Source organism: Streptosporangium sp. NPDC002524 (genome assembly GCF_040295985.1).
Lineage (GTDB): Bacteria > Actinomycetota > Actinomycetes > Streptosporangiales > Streptosporangiaceae > Streptosporangium.
Genome location: NZ_JBEOWK010000010.1, coordinates 316,405 through 334,869, shown reverse-complemented (window position 1 = coordinate 334,869; position 18,465 = coordinate 316,405). Strand labels below are relative to the sequence as shown.

Sequence of the window (18,465 nt, the reverse complement as noted above, 5' to 3'; positions counted from 1 at the left end):
GGGTGGCCGGGGTGATCAAGATGGTGCAGGCGATGCGTCACGGGGTGTTGCCGCCGACGTTGCACGTCACCGAACCCACCCCGCACGTCGACTGGGAATCCGGAGGCGTCCGCGTGGCCACCGGCCCGGTGGAGTTCCCCGGCGACCGTCCGGCCCGCACCGGCGTCTCCAGCTTCGGCGTCAGCGGCACCAACGCCCACATCGTCCTGGAGGGCGTCCCCGCGACCGGCCGGGAGGAGCGGCCCGCCGCGTCCGGCGAGCCACTCGTCTGGATCGTGTCGGCCAAGACCGGCACCGCCCTGCGCGCCCAGGCCGACCGGCTGCGCCGGTACGCCGGCGCGGCCTCCGACGACGACCTGCGCGCCACCGGCCGCGCCCTGGCGGGGAGGGCCGGGTTCGGCCACCGCGCCGTCGTGGTGGCCGAGGACCGCGACGAGCTGCTCGCAGCGCTCGCCGCCGTCGCCGACGGCACCCCCCACGCCGCCGCCGTCCAGGGCGAGGCGCTCCCCGCCGCCCGGCCGGTGTTCGTCTTCCCCGGCCAGGGCTCCCAGTGGGCGGGCATGGCCGTCGACCTCCTGGACACCAGCGAGGTCTTCCGTACCCGGCTGCTGAGCTGCGACGAGGCACTGCGCCCGCACACCGGCTGGTCGGTCGTCGACGTGCTGCGCGGTCACGGCGGCGCCCCCGCCCTGGAGGGCACCGACGTCATCCAGCCCGTCCTGTTCGCCGTCATGGTCTCCCTCGCCGAGCTGTGGCGCTCGCTCGGCGTCCACCCCGCCGCGGTCGTCGGCCACTCCCAGGGCGAGATCGCCGCCGCGTGCGTCGCCGGGGCGCTCACCCTGGAGGACGCCGCCAAGATCGTCGCATTGCGCTCCCGGGCGCTGATCCGGCTCAGCGGCACCGGCGGCATGCTCGCCGTGGCCCTGCCCGCCGCCGAGACCCGGACGCGGATCGCCCCCTGGGAGGGGCGCCTGTGGGTGGCCGTCCACAGCGGCCCGGCCTCCTGCGTCGTCGCCGGTGAGGCCGCCGCGCTGGACGAGTTCACCGCCGCCTGCGGCGAGAGCGTCCGCGTGCGCCGCGTCGCCGTCGACTACGCCTCCCACACCCCGCTCGTCGAGCCCATCGCCGACGAGCTCGCCGCCGCCCTCGACGGGATACGGCCGCGGGAGACCGGCATCGCCTTCTGCTCCTCCCTCGCCGGGCAGCTCATCGAACCGGACCGGCTCACCACCGGCTACTGGTACGACAACCTGCGCAACCCGGTGCTCTTCGACGAGGCGATCAGAGCGTGCGGGGGAACGGGGACACCGCTGTTCGTCGAGGTCAGCCCGCACCCGGTGCTGGGCGCCGACGCCGACGAGATCTGCCACGCCGCGGGCATCACCGCCGGGGTCTGCGCGTCCCTGCGCCGCGGCGCGGGCGACTGGCCGCGCTTCCTCACCGCGCTCGCCCAGGCCTGGACGCTCGGCGCAGACGTCGACTGGCTCACCGCGCTCGCCCCCGCCCCGCACCCGGCGGCGGACCCGCCCACCTACGCCTTCGAGCGGCGCCGCTACTGGCTCGGCGACCACGACTCGCCCGGCCACCCCACCGGCGCGGGCATCGACGGCTCCCGGCACCCGCTGCTGTCCGCCGTCGTCTCCGTGGCCGGCGACGCGTACGTCCTGTCCGGCGGGCTGTCGGCCAGGAGCGCGTCCTGGCTCGGGGACCACGCGGTGGAGGGCGGCGTCCTGCTGCCCGGCGCCGCGTTCGCCGAGCTCGCCCTCGAAGGCGGCGCCCACGCCGGCTGCGGACGCCTGGACGAGCTCGTCATCGAGGCGCCGCTGCCCCTCCCGCGCAGCGGCTCCGCCACCGTCCAGGTCACCGTCGACCCGCCCGACGACGAGGGCCGCCGCGCCGTCTCCGTCCACTCCCGCACCCCCGACGGCTGGCTGCGGCACGCCTCCGGCACCCTCGGCGCCGACGCCCCGGCTGTGGCGCCGTACGGGTGGGCGTCGGTGTGGCCGCCGCCGGGTGCGGAGGCGGTGGAGGTGGAGGGTGGTTACGAGCGGCTGGCCGAGCGGGGTTATGAGTACGGTCCGGCTTTCCAGGGGTTGCGTGCGGTGTGGCGGCGGGGGGAGGAGTTGTTCGCCGAGGTGGCGTTGCCCGGTGAGGTGGACCCGGCCGGGTACGGCATCCACCCCGCCCTCCTCGACGCCGCCCTGCACCCCCTCGTCCTGACCGCGGGCGACGACGAGCTGCGGCTGCCGTTCGCGTTCGGCGGCGTGCTGCTGCACGCCTCCGAGGCCCCCGAGCTGCGGGTACGGCTCACCACCACCGGCGAGGACACCCTCGTCGAGGCGGCCGACCCCGCGGGCGCGCCGGTCCTGTCGATCGACACCCTCCGCGTCCGGGCCGCCGCCCCCCGCCAGACCGCCCTCGCCGGGACGGCGGCGTACGGCGTCGACTGGATCGAGGCGCCCCCCGCCACCGCCGGGACGGCCGGGGCCGCCGGGGCCGCCGGGGCCACAGTGATCCCGTGCGTGAGCGACCTGCCCGACGTGCCCGCCCGCGTACGCGAGCTGACCGGCCGGGTCCTGGACGCCATCGCCGTGCACCCCGCCGACGCCTCCCTGGTCTTCGCCACCCGGGCGGGCGACCCGGCGGGCGCCGCGGTGTGGGGGCTGGTGCGGTCGGCGCAGTCGGAACAGCCGGGACGGTTCGTCCTGGCCGAGACCGAGGACGACCACACCGACTGGTCCCTCGTCACGGCGACCGGCGAGCCCCAGGTCAGGATCGTGCACGGCAAGCCCCTCAGCCCGCGCCTGGCGCGGCGTGACGTGCTCGCGGCACAGCCTCCGCCGGTGTCGGGGACGGTGCTGGTGACCGGCGGCACCGGCGGGCTCGGGGCGCTGGTGGCGCGGCGGCTGGTGACCGGTCACGGGGTGCGGGATCTGCTGCTGCTCTCGCGGCGCGGTCCGGAGGCGCCGGGAGCCGGTGAGCTGGTGGCCGGCCTGGAGGCGCTGGGGGCCCGGGTGCGGGTGGTGGCGTGCGACGTGTCCGACCGCGATGCCCTGGCCTCGGTGCTGGACGGGGTGGAGCTGGGCGGGGTCGTGCACACCGCCGGGGTGCTGGACGACACCCTCGTCGAGGGACTGTCGGCCGCCCGCCTGGACGCGGTGCTGGCACCGAAGGCCGACGCGGCCTGGTTCCTGCACGAGCTGACCGCCTCGCACCCGGTGTCGATGTTCGTCCTGTTCTCCTCCCTGGCCGGGGTGATGGGCAACCCGGGCCAGGGCAACTACGCGGCGGCCAACGCGTTCCTGGACGCCCTGGCCACGCACCGCCGCAGGCAAGGTCTGGCGGGAGTGTCGATCGCCTGGGGCCTGTGGGACACCGACTCGGACATGACCGGCGGCCTGTCACAGGCCGACGTGGCTCGCCTGGCGCGGGCCGGGGTCGCGCCGCTGAGCGTGGACCAGGGACTGGAACTGTTCGACGCCGCCCTGTCGAGCCCCGACCCGCTGGTGGTCGCGGCCCGCTGGGACGGCGCGGGGTTGCGGTCCCGGGCCGAGACCGGCGACCTGCCGCCGATGCTGCGCGGGCTCGTCCGCGCCCCCCGCCGTACCGCGGGGACCGGGGGCGGCACCCCGGCCGGACCCGGCGCGCTCGCCGGACGCCTCGCCACGCTGTCCCGGCAGGACGCGCTCCGCCTCCTCGTCGACGCCGTCCGCGCCCAGGTCGCCGCCGTCCTCGCGCACGGCAGCCCCGAGAGCGTCGAACTCGACCGACCCTTCAACCAGCTCGGCTTCGACTCCCTCACCGCCGTCGAACTGCGCAACCGGCTCAACGCCGACACCGGCCTGCGCCTGCCGCCCACCCTCGTCTTCGACCACCCCACCGTCAACGCCCTCACCGCCTACCTGGCCGGGGTCCTCACCCCCGCGCCGCCCTCGGCCGAGGACACGCTGCGCGGGGCGCTGGAACAGATAGACGACCTGCTCCTCAACGCCAACGGCGAGGGAGACGCCGTCCGCGCCCGGCTGGTGCCGATCCTGCAGGGCGCGCTCACCAAGCTCGGCGCCGCCCCGGCGGACGCCGGCGACGTGATGGACAAGATCGACTCCGCCTCCGACGAGGAGATCTTCGCCCTCATCGACAACGAACTGTGACGACATGACCGCGACAGGAAAGGCTCCACCGATGGGGACCGAGGACAAGCTCCGCGCCTACCTCAAGCGTGTGACCGTCGAACTGGCCCAGACCCGCCGCCACCTCGCCGAGGTGGAGGAGCGACGCGACGAGCCCATCGCCGTCATCGGCATGGCCTGCCGTTACCCCGGCGGGGCGGACACCACCGAGGACTTCTGGGAACTGCTCAGGGAGGGCCGGAACGCGGTCCGCGAGGTGCCCGCCACCCGGTGGGACATCGACGACTACTACGACCCCGACCCGCGCGTCCCCGGCGGCATCTACACCCGCTACGGCACCTTCCTGGAGGACGTCGCCGGCTGGGACGCCGAGTTCTTCGGCCTGTCGCCCCGCGAGGCCCTGCGCATGGACCCCCAGCAGCGCCTGCTCCTGGAGCTCGCCTGGGAGGGCCTGGAGAACGCGGGCCTGTCGCCCTCACGGCTCAGGGGAAGCCGCACCGGCGTCATGGTCGGCTTCATGGACACCCTCCAGTACGGCAGGCTCCAGATGGAATGGCAGGGCCGCGACGCCCTGTCCGACCCCTACCTCGGCCAGGGCGCCATCTCCAGCGTCGCCGCCGGGCGTATCGCCTACCAGCTCGACCTGATCGGCCCCACCCTCACCGTCGACACCGCCTGCTCCTCCTCGCTCATCGCCGTCCACCTGGCCGCCGAGAGCCTGCGCAGGGGGGAGTGCGACCTCGCGCTGGCGGCCGGGGCGTCCCTGTCGCTGCACCCCACGCTCTACATCCAGGCGTGCGCCGGGCTCATGATGTGCGCCGACGGACGGTGCAAGACCTTCGACGAGGACGCCGACGGCTACGTCATGGGCGAGGGCGGCGGCCTCGTCGTGCTCGAACCGCTCTCCAAGGCCCTCGCCAACGGCCGCCGGATCCGCGCCGTGCTGCGCGGCTCGGCCGTCAACCAGGACGGCCGCAGCAACGGGCTCACCGCCCCCAGCCGCAAGGCCCAGACCGACGTGATCACCCGCGCGCTCGCCGCGGCCCGCGTCACGCCCGACGAGATCGACTACGTCGAGGCGCACGGCTCGGGCACCCACCTCGGCGACGCCATCGAGCTGTCCGCGCTGCACGACGTCTTCGGCGGACGCCCCGCCGGCCGCCCGCTCCAGGTCGGCGCCGTCAAGACCAACATCGGTCACACCCAGGCCGCCGCCGGGGTGGCCGGGCTGATCAAGACGGTGCTCATCCTGGAGAACGAGCTGATCCCGCCCAACCTCAACCTCACCACCCCGGCCGCCGCCATCCCCGGCGACGGGACCGTGCTGCCCGTCACCGGGCCGCTGCCCCTGCCCCGCCAGGACACTCCCAGGCTCGCCGGCGTCAGCTCCTTCGGGCTGTCGGGCACCAACGCGCACCTCGTCCTGCAGGCGGCCCCGTCCCCGGAGAGCCCCGCCCACCCGGAGGGGAGGGTCTCCGCCGCGCCGTACGTGCTGCCGCTGTCGGCGGGTGACGAGGCGGCGCTGCGCGAGCAGGCGGACCGCCTCGCCGCCCGGCTGGAGGAGCGGCCCGGCACCGACCTCGCCGACGTCGCCCACACGCTGCAGACCGGCCGCGCCGAGCTGGACCACCGCCGCGCCCTCGTCTGCGCCGACACCGGTGACGCCCTGCGGCAGCTGCGCTCCGGCACCGGCGGCCACCGCGTCAAGCGACGCCCCCGCGTCGCGTTCCTGCTCCCCGGCGTCGGCGACCAGTACGCCGGTCTCGGCAGGGAGCTGTACGCCACGGAACCCGTCTACGCCGAGGCCGTCGACCGGTGCATCGAGCTCGTCCAGCGGCGCTCCGGCGTGGACCTGCGCCCCCTGTTCTTCCCCGACGGCGACACCCGGGCGGGCCGTCCCGCCGACCTGGCAGCCCTGCTCGGCCGGGCGCGGCAGGAGCCCGGCGACGCCCACGACCCGCTCGACCAGGCCGCGATCGCCCACCCCTTCCTGTTCACCGTCGAGTACGCGCTCGCCCGGCTCCTCGGCCACTGGGGCGTCACGCCCGACCTGCTCGTCGGCTACAGCCTCGGCGAGTACGTCGCCGCCTGCCTGGCGGGCGTGTTCACCCTTGAGGACGCCCTGCACGTGGTCGTCGAGCGGGCCCACCTGATCAGCGCCGTGCCCGCAGGGCGCATGGTCGCGGTCGCCGCCCCCGAGGACCGCATCCGCGCCGTCCTCGCCGGAACCGGAAGCGGAGCCGGAACCGGAGCCGGAGCCGGGAGCGGACCCGTCGCCGACGTGGACGTCGCCGCCCGCAACGGGCCCGCGATGACCGTGCTCAGCGGCCTGCCCGCCGAGATCGACGCCGCGACCGCCGCGCTCACGGCCGACGGCCTCGCCTGCCGTCCCCTGCGCTCCGCGCACGCCTTCCACTCCGCGCTGCTGCAGCCCGCGAGGGAGAAGCTCGCCGCGGTGCTGGAGGGCGTGACCCGGCGGCCTCCGGCCGTCGCCATCGTGTCCAACCTCACCGGGCGGCAGCTCACCGCCGAGCAGGCCACCAGCACCTCCTACTGGGCCGACCAGCTCGTCGGCACGGTCCGCTTCGCCGACGGCGTGCGGCACTGCCTGGAGCAGGAGGTGTCCGCGTTCGTCGAGCTCGGCCCCGGCCAGACGCTCGGCGGCCTGGTCCGCCAGAACCTGACCGGCGGCGCAGGCGGCACAGCCGCCGTCCTCGGCACGCTCGCCCCGCACTGGGACGCGTCGGAGAGCCGGGACCCCCACGGCGACCTCGTCACCACCTGCGCCACGCTGTGGGAACTCGGCGCCTCCGTCACCTGGGACCTCGCCAGGCCGGGCGGCGGCCGGGTCCTCGACCTGCCCACCTACCCCTTCCAGCGCACCCGCTTCTGGCCCGAGCCGACCCGGGGCCTCCCGGAGGCCGCGGGGATCGGGACGGCCGGGCCAACCGGGCCCGCTGTATCCGCCGAACCCGCCGACCACGTCTTCACCCCCACCTGGCGGCGCGACCCGGCCGCCCCCGCCACCCCGCCGCCCGCCCGCCCGCTGCCCGGCCCGCTCGTCGTCTTCACCGACTCCGGAGGGACCGGGACGGCGCTCGCCGACCTCGCCGCCGCGTCCGGCACCCCCGTCACCGAGGTCGTGCCCGGCCCCGGGCCGCGCCGCGACGGCCGGCGCATCACCATCGACCCGGCCGACCCCGGGCAGTACGCCGAGGTGTTCGCCGGGCTCGGCGACGGGCCCGTGCACGTGGCCCACCTGTGGAGCCTGGAGGTCCCCGGCGCGACGGGAGCCGCGCCGCCCGGCGACGACGACCTGCGCGCCGCCGTCGGGCACGGCTTCGACAGCCTCATGCTCGCCCTGCAGGCACTGGGGGAGCGGCCCGCCCGGCTGCTCACCGTGACGCGGGGGGCGGCGGAGATCCTCGGCGGCGACGGCACCGCGCCCCACCAGGCGCTGGCCCACGGGCTGGGCCGGGCGGCCCGGCACGAGTACCCCGGCCTCACCTGGTCCGGCGCCGACCTCGACCCCGCCACCGCGCCCGGCCCCGCCACCGCGCCCGGCCCCGCCACCGACCCCGCCACCGCACTCGACGGGGCCACCGACCCCGCCGCCCGGCAGCTCCTCACCGAGCTGCTCACCGAACCCGGCGCGGGAGACACCCCCGAGTCGCCCGACCCGCTCACCGGCTGGCGGCGCGGCCGGCGCTGGACACGCGGCTGGACCCAGGTCCCCGTCGCGGACCACGCCGAGCCGGACCGGCCCGTCTGGCGCCCCGACGGCGCCTACCTCATCACCGGCGGCACCCGGGGCCTCGGCATGGCCCTGGCCGGGCACCTCGTCCGCGCGGGCGTCCGCCGCCTCGCCCTCCTCGCCCGTACCCTCCCGCCGGAAGGCTCGGCGGAGGTCGCGCGGCTGGAGGCCGCGGGCGCCGAGGTGCTGCTGCTGACCGCCGACGCCGGAGTGCCCGGGCAGCTGCGCGCCGCCCTCGGGCGGGCGCGGGAGCACTTCGGCGGGCTGCACGGCGTGATCCACGCGGCCGGGCTGCCCGCGGGCGGGCTGCTGCTGCGGCGCACCCCCGCCGAGGCCGCCCAGGTGCTCGCCCCCAAGGTGCACGCCATGGGCCCGCTCGCCGAGCTGGTCGGCCCCGGCACCCCCGAGAGCGAGCGGCCCGAGCTGCTCGTCCTCTACTCCTCCGCCGTCACCGCCTTCGGCGGCATCGGCGAGGGCGACTACTGCGCCGCCAACACCGTGCTCGACGCCTACGGCGAGGCCCTGGCCGCCGCCGCGCCCTCCACCCGGGTCGTCACCGTCGCCTGGGGCCCCTGGCAGCACGACGTCTGGCAGTCGGAACGGTTCAAGGCCGCGGGCGGCCTCGCCGACCGGGTCGCCGACTACCGGGCCCGCTACGGCTTCGCCGACGACGCCGGGTGCGCGCTCCTCGACAGGATCCTCGCCGGTGGCCACGGCCACGTCATGGCCGTCAGGCAGCCGCTCCGCGAGGTGCTCGACGCCTGGACGAACATGCTCGACCTGGACGGCCTCCTGCAGTCGGCCACGGCCGCGCCGCAGGGCGAACGCTTCCCCCGGCCGCGCCTGCGCACCGACTTCGCCGCCCCCAGGACCGAGGCCGAGGCCAGGATGGCCGACCTGTGGGGCGCCTACCTCGGCATCGACCGGGTCGGCGTGCACGACCCGTTCTTCGACCTCGGGGGCAACTCCCTGACCGGCATGGCCATGGTGCTCGCCATCGAGAAGGACCTCGGCCGCCCCATCGCGCCCGCGGTGCTGTTCGAGCACCCCACCGTCGCCGCGTTCGCCGCCGCCCTGGACGGCGGCGACGACCCCGGCGCCCAGGAGGCGCTCTCCACCAGTTCCGCACGGGGGCAGCGGCGGCGCCGGGCCCGTTCCAGCAATCCCAGATGAGGACGGTAGACGTGATCGACGACATCGAGGGTCCGGGCACCGACATCGCGATCGTCGGCATGTCCGGCCGCTTCCCAGGGGCGTCCGGCGTCGCCGAACTCTGGTCCGCGATCCGGGCCGGAGCCTCGGGGATCACCCGGTTCACCGACGACGAGCTGCGCGCGGCGGGCGTCCCCGCCGACCTGGTGGACGACCCCGCGTACGTGAAGGCCGCGCCGGTCATCGACGGCGTCGAGGAGTTCGACGCGGCCTTCTTCGGCTTCGGCCCGAAGGAGGCGCAGATCCTCGACCCGCAGCACCGGTTGTTCCTGGAGCACAGCTGGGCGGCGCTGGAGGACGCGGGCTGCGACCCCGGGCGCTTCGACGGCTCCATCGGCGTGTTCGGCGGCTGCGCCCACAGCTCCTACATGCAGAACAACCTGCTGCCCAGCGGCATCACCGCGATCATGGGCGACCTCGCCGTCGGCCTGGCCAACGACAAGGACTCGCTCACCACCCGGGTGGCGCACACGATCGGCCTGTCGGGCCCCAGCTACGGCGTGCAGAGCTACTGCTCGACCTCGCTCGTCGCCGTGTGCGCCGGAGCCTCCAGCCTGGCCGGCTACGAGTGCGACCTCGCCCTGGCCGGCGGCGTCGCGGTCAACGTGCCGCAGCGGGTCGGCTACCTGTACCAGCAGGGTGGCATCGCCCCGCCGGACGGCCTGTGCCGCGCCTTCGACGCGCGCGGCCTCGGCAGCCCGCTCGGCAGCGGCGTCGGCGTCGTCGCCCTGCGGCGGCTGGAGGACGCGCTCGCCGACGGCGACCAGATCTACGCGGTCATCCGAGGCTGGGCGGTCAACAACGACGGCGGGCGCAAGGTCGGCTTCACCGCGCCCGGCGTGCAGGGCCAGGCCGCCGTGATGGCCGAGGCGCTGGCCAGCGCCGACCTCACCCCGGCCGACATCGACTACATCGAGGCGCACGGCACCGGCACCGCGCTCGGCGACGCCGCCGAGCTGGCCGCGCTCCAGCAGGTGTACGGAGGCCAGTCGCTGCTGATCGGCTCCGTCAAGCCCAACCTCGGCCACCTGGACCGGGCCGCCGGCGTGACCAACCTGATCAAGGCCGCGCTCGCCCTGCGGCACGACGAGATCCCGCCCACGCTCAACCTGTCCGAGCCCAACCCGCAGCTCGGCACCGGCGAGGCCCGCCTCGACGTGGTCACCCGGCTGCGGAGCTGGCCGCGCGAGGCCGGCCGCATCCGCCGGGCCGGGGTGAGCGCGTTCGGCATCGGCGGCACCAACGCGCACGTGGTGCTGGAGGAGGCGCCGCTGGTCCCCAGGACCGAGGAGGCGCCCCGCCCGGAACCGCTGATCTGGTCGGCGCGCACGGCCGAGGCCGCCGACGAGATGACCGCCAGGCTCGCCGCCCACCTCGCAGGCGACGGGAGCGAGCACCGGCTCGCCGACGTGGCCCACACGCTGCAGGCGGGGCGGCGGCGGTTCGGCCACCGCAGGCTGCTGGTCGCCTCCTCCGCGGCCGAGGCCGCCCAGGCCGCCGGGGGACCGGCGGGCACGGGCGTGCTCGGCCGCGCCGAGAGCCGCGACGACCGGCCCGTCGCCTTCCTCATCGCGGGCACCGGGGAGCAGTACCCCGGCATGGCCGCCGAGCTGTACGAGAGCGAGCCGGTCTTCCGCGAGGTGCTCGACGACTGCCGGGCGCGGCTGCGCCGGCTCATGGACGGCACCGACCCGCTCGTCGAGATGCTCGCCCCCCGCACGCCCCCGGCGGGCGGCGGCCTCGGCGCGCTGCTCGGCCGCGCGCCCGAGCCCGCCGCCGCGACCCCGACCGCCGTGCTGCAGCCCGCCCTGTTCGCGGTCGAGTACGCGCTCGCCATGCTCGTCAGGTCGTGGGGGATCCAGCCGTCGGTACTGGCTGGCTACAGCCTCGGCGAGTACGTGGCCGCCTGCCTGGCCGGCGTGCTCTCCCTGGAGTCGGCACTCGCCCTCGTCACCCACCGCGCCCGCCTCATCGACGAGCTGCCCGCGGGCGCGATGGCCGCCGTGCCGCTCGCCGCCGAGGACGTGCTGGAGCGCGTCGGCCGTGCCGGGATCACCGGCGTCGGCGTCGGCGCGATCAGCGGGCCCGAGCTCACCGTGCTGTCCGGCGAGCCGCAGGGCATCGCCGCCGTCAGGGCGCTCCTGGAGGCCGACGCGGTGCCGTGCCGGCCGCTGGCCACCACGCACGCCTTCCACTCCGCGATGATGGAGCCGATCCGCGAGCGGCTCACCTCCTGGATCGCCGCCAACGTGCCGCTGCACGCGCCGAGCGTCCCGTACGTGTCCAACGTCACGGGCGAGCTGGTCACCGAGGCGCAGGCCACCGACCCCGCCTACTGGGCCGAGCACATGTGCGCGCCCGTCCGCTTCCACGACGTGCTGAGCACCCTCCTGCGGCAGGAGGGCGAGCCCGCGCTCCTGGAGATCGGCCCCGGCCAGTCGCTGGGCGCGATGGCGCGCGGCCACGCCGGCTGCCCGCCGGAGCGCTGGCCGCTCGTCGTGGCGGCCCTGCCCGGCGCGGGCGACCCCCGTGCCGCCCAGGCGGTGCTCGCCGAGGCGGCCGGACGGCTCTGGCTGGCGGGCGTCCCGGTCGACTGGACGGGCTACCGCCAGGACCGCCCCGTCGCCAAGGTCGGCCTCCCGACGTACCCCTTCCAGCGCGAGCGCTTCTGGGTGGACCCCCCCGCGAACGGCGCGGCGGTCCTCCCCGCCGGCGCGCCCGCCCGCGCCGCCGAGCCCGTCTCCCCGAACGGCTCCTCCTCCGCCGGGGCCTCCTCCGGCGGCGCCCCGCGGGCCGCGCACGTGACGCTGATGGCCCTGCGGTGGACGCCCGGCACGCTCGCGGCGGCCGGGGAGCGGATCGCGCGCTGCGTCATCCTGCCCGACGCCTCCGGCGCCGGTGAGGCGCTGGACGCGGCGTTGCGCGCCGACGGCACCGAGGTCGTCACCGTCACCGCAGGGAACGCCCTCGCCGAGACGGCGGACGGCCTCACCGCCGACCACGCCTCGCCCGGCGGTCACGCCGCCCTGGCGGACCGCCTCGCCCTCCCCGGCGGCGTCACCGTGGTCGACCTGCGCCTCCTCGACCGTCCCGCCGACGCCGACGGCGACGGCCGGGACACGCTGCCCCCCGTGGCGCGGCTGCTCGCGGGCTGGGGCGAGGCGTCCGCCGGCTCCGCCCGCGTCGTCCTCGTCACCCGGGGCGGCCAGGCCGTGGCCGGAGACGAGCGTCCCGACCCCGGCCAGGCCGCCGCCGCCACGCTCCCCATGGTCGCCAACCAGGAGTACCTGAACCTCGACTGCGCCACCGTCGACGTGGCGGCCGGCGCGGACGCCGCCGAGGTGGCCGCCGCGCTCGCCGCGGAGGTGCGCCACCCCTCCGGCGACGTCTTCGTCGCCTACCGAGGCGGATCCCGCCTGGTCCGCTCCTACACCCCCGCCGAACCCGCGTCCGCGTCCGAGGCAGCGTCCGAGGCCGCGTCCGTTTCCGGGGCGCCGATCCGGTCGGGCGGGACGTACCTCGTCACCGGCGGGCTCGGCGACGTCGGCCTGCTGCTGGCCGGGCACCTGGCCAGGCGGGGCGCGGGAAGGCTGATCCTGCTGAGCCGGGGCGGCGTGCCCGACGACGCGGGGCATCCGCGCCGCACGGCCGTGGACGCGCTGCGCGAGCTGGGCGCCGAGGTGAGCACCCCCAGGGTCGACGTCACCGACGCCGCCGCCGTACGCGCGCTGCTCGCCGGGGAGGACCGCCTGGACGGCGTCGTGCACGCCGCCGCCGTGACCACCCCCGACACCTTCGGCTCGCTGCGGGACCTCGACGAGGACGGCGTCGCCCGGCACTTCGACGCCAAGGTCGCCGGCGCCCTGACGCTGGAGCGGGTCCTGCGCGAGACGGACCTCGCACCCGACTTCTGCGTGCTGTTCTCCTCCACCTCCGCGCTGCTGGGCGGCATCACGTTCGGCAGCTACGCCGCCGCCAACGCGGCGCTGACCGCGATCGCCCACCGCCACGAGGGGCCCGCCCGCTGGACGGCCGCGAGCTGGGACACCTGGTCGGTGACGCTCGACCGCATCGAGGGCGGGCTGGGGGCGGCCATGGCCGCCCACTCCATGACCGCCGACGAGGCGCTGGCCGCCTTCGACCGGCTGCGCGCCGGGAACCACCCGCACGTCGTCGTGGCCGCGGGCGGCCTGGACGACCGGCTCCCCACGGCGGTGCTCGCGCAGCCGGGCACAGAGGCCGGAGCGGGGTCAGGCCCGGGATCCGCCGGGGGCGCCGACAGGTTCCCGCGCCCCGAGCTGCCCCAGCCCTACGTGGCGCCGGTCTCGCGGTCCGAGCGGGACCTCGCCGGGCTCTGGTCGGAGGTGCTCGGCGTCGAGCCGGTCGGCACCCGGGACAACTTCTTCGACTTGGGCGGCAACTCCCTGGTGGCGCTGCAGATGCTGGCGCTGGTGAAGAAGCGGCACGGCGTCGCGGTGCCGACCGTGACCCTGTTCGAGGCGCCCACGGTGGGGACGCTGGCCGTCATCCTCGACGAGCGGCGCGGCGACACCGCCCCGGCGCCCGCCCCCCTGCCCGTCCGGGCGGCGCCGGCGCGCGTCACCGAGCGCGAGGACGAGGACCGGCGGATCGCGATCGTCGGCATGGCCGGCCGGTTCCCCGGCGCCCCCGACGTGTCCGCGTTCTGGCGGAACCTCAAGGACGGCGTCGAGTCGATCACCTTCTTCTCCGAGGAGGAGCTGATCGCCGCCGGAGCCGACCCCGAGCAGGTGCGCGACCCCGCGTACGTGCCCGCCAGGCCGGTGCTCGACGACGTCGGCGGCTTCGACGCGACGTTCTTCGGCATGAGCCCGCGGATGGCCGCGATCACCGACCCGCAGCAGCGGGCCTTCCTGGAGGTCTGCTGGGAGGCCCTGGAGCAGGCCGGCTACGCGGCGCCGGAACACCGGGGCCGGGTCGGCGTGTTCGGCGGCGCCAACATCAGCACCTACCTGCTCAGGATGACCGACCACCTGCTCGGCGGCGACCAGAAGGGCTTCACCGACTTCGAAGTCATCATGGGCAACGACAAGGACGCCCTGCCCACCACCGTCTCCTACCTGCTCGACCTGCGCGGGCCCAGCGTCGCGGTGCAGACGTTCTGCTCGACCTCGCTGGTCGCCGCCCACATGGCGGTGCAGAGCCTGCGCAACGGGGAGTGCGAGCTCGCCCTGGCCGGCGGCGTCTCCATCCGCGTCCCGGACCGGGTAGGCCACCTGTTCGGCCCCGGCGGGCAGGAGTCGCCCGACGGGCACGTGCGCACCTTCGACGCCCGGGCCAGGGGCAGCATGTTCGGCGACGGCGCCGCCGCCGTCCTGCTCAAGCGGCTGCCGGACGCGCTGCGCGACGGCGACCACATCTGGGCGGTGATCCGCGGCTCGGCCATGAACAACGACGGCGCCCTGAAGGTCGGCTACACCGCGCCGAGCGTCGTCGGCCAGTCCCGCGTGATCGCCGACGCGATGGCCGACGCCGGCGTCACCGGCGAGGACATCAGCTACGTCGAGGCGCACGGCACGGCCACCGAGCTGGGCGACCCGATCGAGGTGGCGGCGCTCGCCCGCGCCTTCGGGCCCACCCGCGACAACCGGTACTGCGCGATCGGCTCGGTCAAGACCAACATCGGCCACCTCGACCGCGCCGCCGGGGCGAGCGGCCTGATCAAGACCGCGTTCTCGCTGCGCGACGGCGTGATCCCGGCCAGCCTGCACTACACCAGCCCCAACCCGGAGATCGACTTCGAGACCGGTCCCTTCTACGTCAACACCGAGCTGTCGCCGTGGCGGACCCGCGACGGCCGGCCGCGCATCGCGGGACTCAACTCGCTCGGCATGGGCGGCACCAACGTGCACATGGTGGTCGAGGAGCCGCCCGTCCGTCCCGCCGCGCCGCCTCCCGCCCGCCGCCACCAGGTGCTGCCGGTCTCGGCCCGCGGCGCCGCCGCGGCGGACGAGGCGTGCCGCCGCCTCGGCGGCCACCTGGCCGCCGAGCCGGGCACGCGGCTCGCCGACGTGGCCTACACCCTGCAGGCCGGGCGCAAGACGTTCGAGCACCGGCGCGCGCTGGTCGCCGCCGACACCGGCGCCGCCGCCGCCGCGCTGGAGAGCGGCACGGGCCTGCTCGGCCGCGTGGACACCGCCCAGGGCCGCAAGGTCGCCTTCCTGCTCGCCGGGGTCGGCGAGCAGTACCCCGGTCTCGCCGCCGACCTGCACCGGCACGAACCGGCCTTCCGCCAGGCCCTCGACGAGTGCCTGCGCCTGCTGGACGAGGTCATGGAGAACGAGGACGGCGGGGGCGGCGAGGGCATCGCCGGCCTGCTGACCGGGGAGCGCGCGGCCGGCCCCGGCCTCGCCGCCCTGCTGGGCCGCGGCGACGGCGACGGCACCCGCGACGAGCGGGCCGCGGCGCTGGCGCGGACCGAGATCGCGCAGCCCGCGCTGTTCGCCGTGGAGTACGCGCTGGCGCGCACCCTCATGGCGTGGGGCATACAGCCGGAGATCATGCTCGGGTACAGCCTCGGCGAGTACGTCGCGGCCTGCCTGGCCGGAGTGCTCTCGCTCAGGGACGCCGTCGCCCTGGTCGCGTACCGGGCGCGGCTCATCGCCGGGCTGCCCGCCGGGTCGATGCTCGCCGTCTCCGCGCCCGCCGCCGAGCTGGGCCGCCGCTGGCGGCTGGAGGAGCGCGGGCTCGACGTCGCCGCGGTCAACGGCCCCCAGATCACCGTCGTCGCCGGTCCCGCCGAGCCCGTCGAGGCCCTCGCCGCCGAGCTGCGCGCGGCCGGGATCCCCTGCAGGCCCCTGGAGACCACCCACGCCTTCCACTCCCGCGCGCTGGAGCCCGCGGCCCACGACCTCACCCAGTGGATCAAGGGCAACGTCACGCTCAACCCGCCCGCCCTGCCGTACATCTCGAACGTGACCGGCGACGTCGCGGACGCCGAGCTGGTGTGCGACCCCGGCTACTGGGCCCGGCACATGTGCGCGACCGTGCGGTTCGCCGACGGCGCCGACCGGCTGCTCGCCGACCCCGGGCTGGCCGTCGTGGAGATCGGGCCGGGCCAGTCGCTCGGCGCGCTGGTACGCGGCGCCGGCTGCCCGCCCGAGCGGTGGCCGCTGATCACGCACACCATCCCCGCGGCGAGCGACAACACGCCCGGCGACGAGGCGCTGGCCGGCTGCCTCGCGCGGCTCTGGCTGTCGGGCGTCACCCTCGACTGGGACGCCTACCACGGCAGGGACGCGAACCCCGGCACCGGTGAGCCGCCCGGCCGCGTCCCGCTGCCCACCTACCCCTTCCAGCGGCAGCGCCACTGGATCGACCCGCCCGCCCGCCGCGCGCAGTCCGTCGCCGCCGCCGAGCCGGAGGACCTGTTCGAGGCCGTCGCCGGCCTGCCCAAGCTGCCCGAGGACGAGTGGCTCTACCTGCCCGTGTGGCGGCAGACCGCGGCCCCCGCGCCCGCCGCCCGGCAGCCGGGCTCCTGGCTGGTCCTCACCCGCGACGGCCTCGCCGACGAGGCCGCGCGGCGGCTGATCGCCACCGGCGCCGACGTCACCCTGGTACGGCCGGGCGACGCCTACACCGCCACCCCCGAAGGCCACACGATCCGGCCGGGCAGCGTCGCCGACGCGCTCACCCTGCTGCGCGACCTGCGCGCCGCCGGCCGCCCCCTGGACCGGGTCGTCCACCTGTGGACGCTGGAGCCCGGGCCGCACGACCTCACCGTCGCCCGCGGCCTGCACACGCTCGTCGCGCTCGCCCGCGCCGCCGGAGAGTCGGGCATCGGCGACTGGTCGCTCGACGTGGCCGTCTCCGGCACCCAGCAGGTGCTGGGCGAGGAGGTGACCGACCCCTCGGGCGCCACCCTGACCGGCCCCTGCCTGGTGATCCCGCTGGAGTACCCGGGCGTGACCACCCGCCTCGTCGACCTGCCCGGCGCCCCGGCCGCCACGGACCTGGACGCGCTCACCGCCGAGCTGGCCCGCCCGCACGGCGACCGCACCGTGGCGCTGCGCCGCGGACGGCGCTGGCTGCCCGGCTACGACCCGATGCCCCTGCCCGCCACCCCGGAGCCGCTGCGCGACGGCGGCGTCTACCTGATCACCGGCGGCCTCGGCGGCATCGTCCTCGGCCTGGCCGAGCACATGGCGCGCGAGCACCGCGCCCGGCTCGTGCTGCTGGCCAGGAACGGCCTGCCGCCCCGCGACGAGTGGCCCGCCGTCCTGAATGGCGGGCGGGAGGTCACGGAGACCGTCCGGCGCAGGGTGGCCCAGGTCGCCGGCCTGATCGAGCTCGGCGCCGAGGTCGAGATCGTCACCGGCGACACGGCGCGGGCCGAGGACGTGCGCCGCGCCGTGGAGACGGCCCTGGACCGCTTCGGCGCGCTGCACGGCGTCCTGCACGCCGCCGGGGTGCCCGCCATGGGGCTCATGCAGTTCAAGCGCCCGGAGGAGCTCGACGAGGTGCTCGCCCCCAAGATCGACGGCACGCTCGCGATCGCCGAGGCGCTGCGCCTCGACCGGCCCGACGAGATCGAGCTCGACTTCCTCGCCCTGTTCTCCTCGATCACCTCCGCCACCGGCGGCGGACCCGGCCAGGTCGACTACTGCGCCGCCAACGCCTACCTGGACGCCTACGCCTGCCGCCTCGCGGCCACCGGCCGCCGCGTGGTCGCCGTCGGCTGGGGCGAGTGGACCTGGAACGCCTGGGAGGCCGGGCTGGAGGGGTACGAGGAGGCGCTGCGCGACTTCTTCCGCGACAACCGGGCCCGCATCGGCATCGGGTTCGCCGACGGCTGGCGCTCGCTGACACGCGCCCTGGCCACCGGCGAGCCGCGCGTCGTCGTCTCGACCCAGGACTTCCCCACCCTGGTGGCCGGCAGCGCCCGGTTCACCCTGGAGGCGGTGACCTCACCGGGACTGGGCGGGGACGGCGGCGAGCGGCACCCCCGCCCCGAGCTCCTCATCCCCTACCAGGAACCGGCCGGCCCCACCGAGGAGGCCATCGCCGCGATCTGGGGGGAGTCGCTGCGGCTGGAGCGCGTCGGCGTGCTCGACAACTTCTTCGAACTCGGCGGCAACTCCCTGCTGGGCGTCACGATCGTGGCCGCGGTACGCCACGCGTTCCAGCTCGCCGAGCTGCCGCCGCACATCCTCTACGAGTCCCCGACCGTGGCCGCGCTCGCCCGTACCGCCGAGGCCCTCGCCTCCGGCACGGCGCCCGCGGCCGCGGACCCCGGCGAGAGCCAGGTACGCGCCCAGCTGCGCAGATCCGGGCTCGAGGCCTCGGCCGCCCGCAGGCGCGGCCGATGAGACCACCCCCACAGCCCGGCCG

General features: G+C 76.4%; 3 protein-coding genes. All 3 read left to right on the top strand.

All coding sequences use genetic code 11. The annotated features are described in order from the left end of the window. The first annotated feature begins 20 nt into the window (after window positions 1–20). Genes ABT053_RS19940 through ABT053_RS19930 form a run of 3 tightly spaced genes read left to right on the top strand, consistent with a single transcriptional unit; the run spans window position 21 to window position 18,443 of the window. On the top strand, window positions 21–4,151 hold the full coding sequence (locus ABT053_RS19940; RefSeq protein WP_350970571.1) for an SDR family NAD(P)-dependent oxidoreductase: 4,131 nt from the start codon (window positions 21–23) through the stop codon (window positions 4,149–4,151). A gap of 4 nt (window positions 4,152–4,155) precedes the next feature. Further along, the gene (locus tag ABT053_RS19935; protein ID WP_350970570.1) at window positions 4,156–9,057 is read left to right on the top strand and encodes a type I polyketide synthase; all 4,902 of its coding nucleotides are present in this window, start codon (window positions 4,156–4,158) and stop codon (window positions 9,055–9,057) included. Next, window positions 9,054–18,443: a type I polyketide synthase gene (locus ABT053_RS19930; RefSeq protein ID WP_350970569.1), complete on the top strand. Its 9,390-nt coding sequence runs from the start codon at window positions 9,054–9,056 to the stop codon at window positions 18,441–18,443. Before ABT053_RS19935 ends, ABT053_RS19930 begins: the two co-directional genes overlap by 4 nt. Window positions 18,444–18,465 lie beyond the last annotated feature (22 nt).

Coding starts and splice junctions, on each gene's coding strand:
- ABT053_RS19940 (WP_350970571.1), top strand. CDS start 21: ATGGTGCAGGCGATGCGTCACGGGGTGTTGCCGCCGACGTTGCACGTC.
- ABT053_RS19935 (WP_350970570.1), top strand. CDS start 4,156: ATGACCGCGACAGGAAAGGCTCCACCGATGGGGACCGAGGACAAGCTC.
- ABT053_RS19930 (WP_350970569.1), top strand. CDS start 9,054: ATGAGGACGGTAGACGTGATCGACGACATCGAGGGTCCGGGCACCGAC.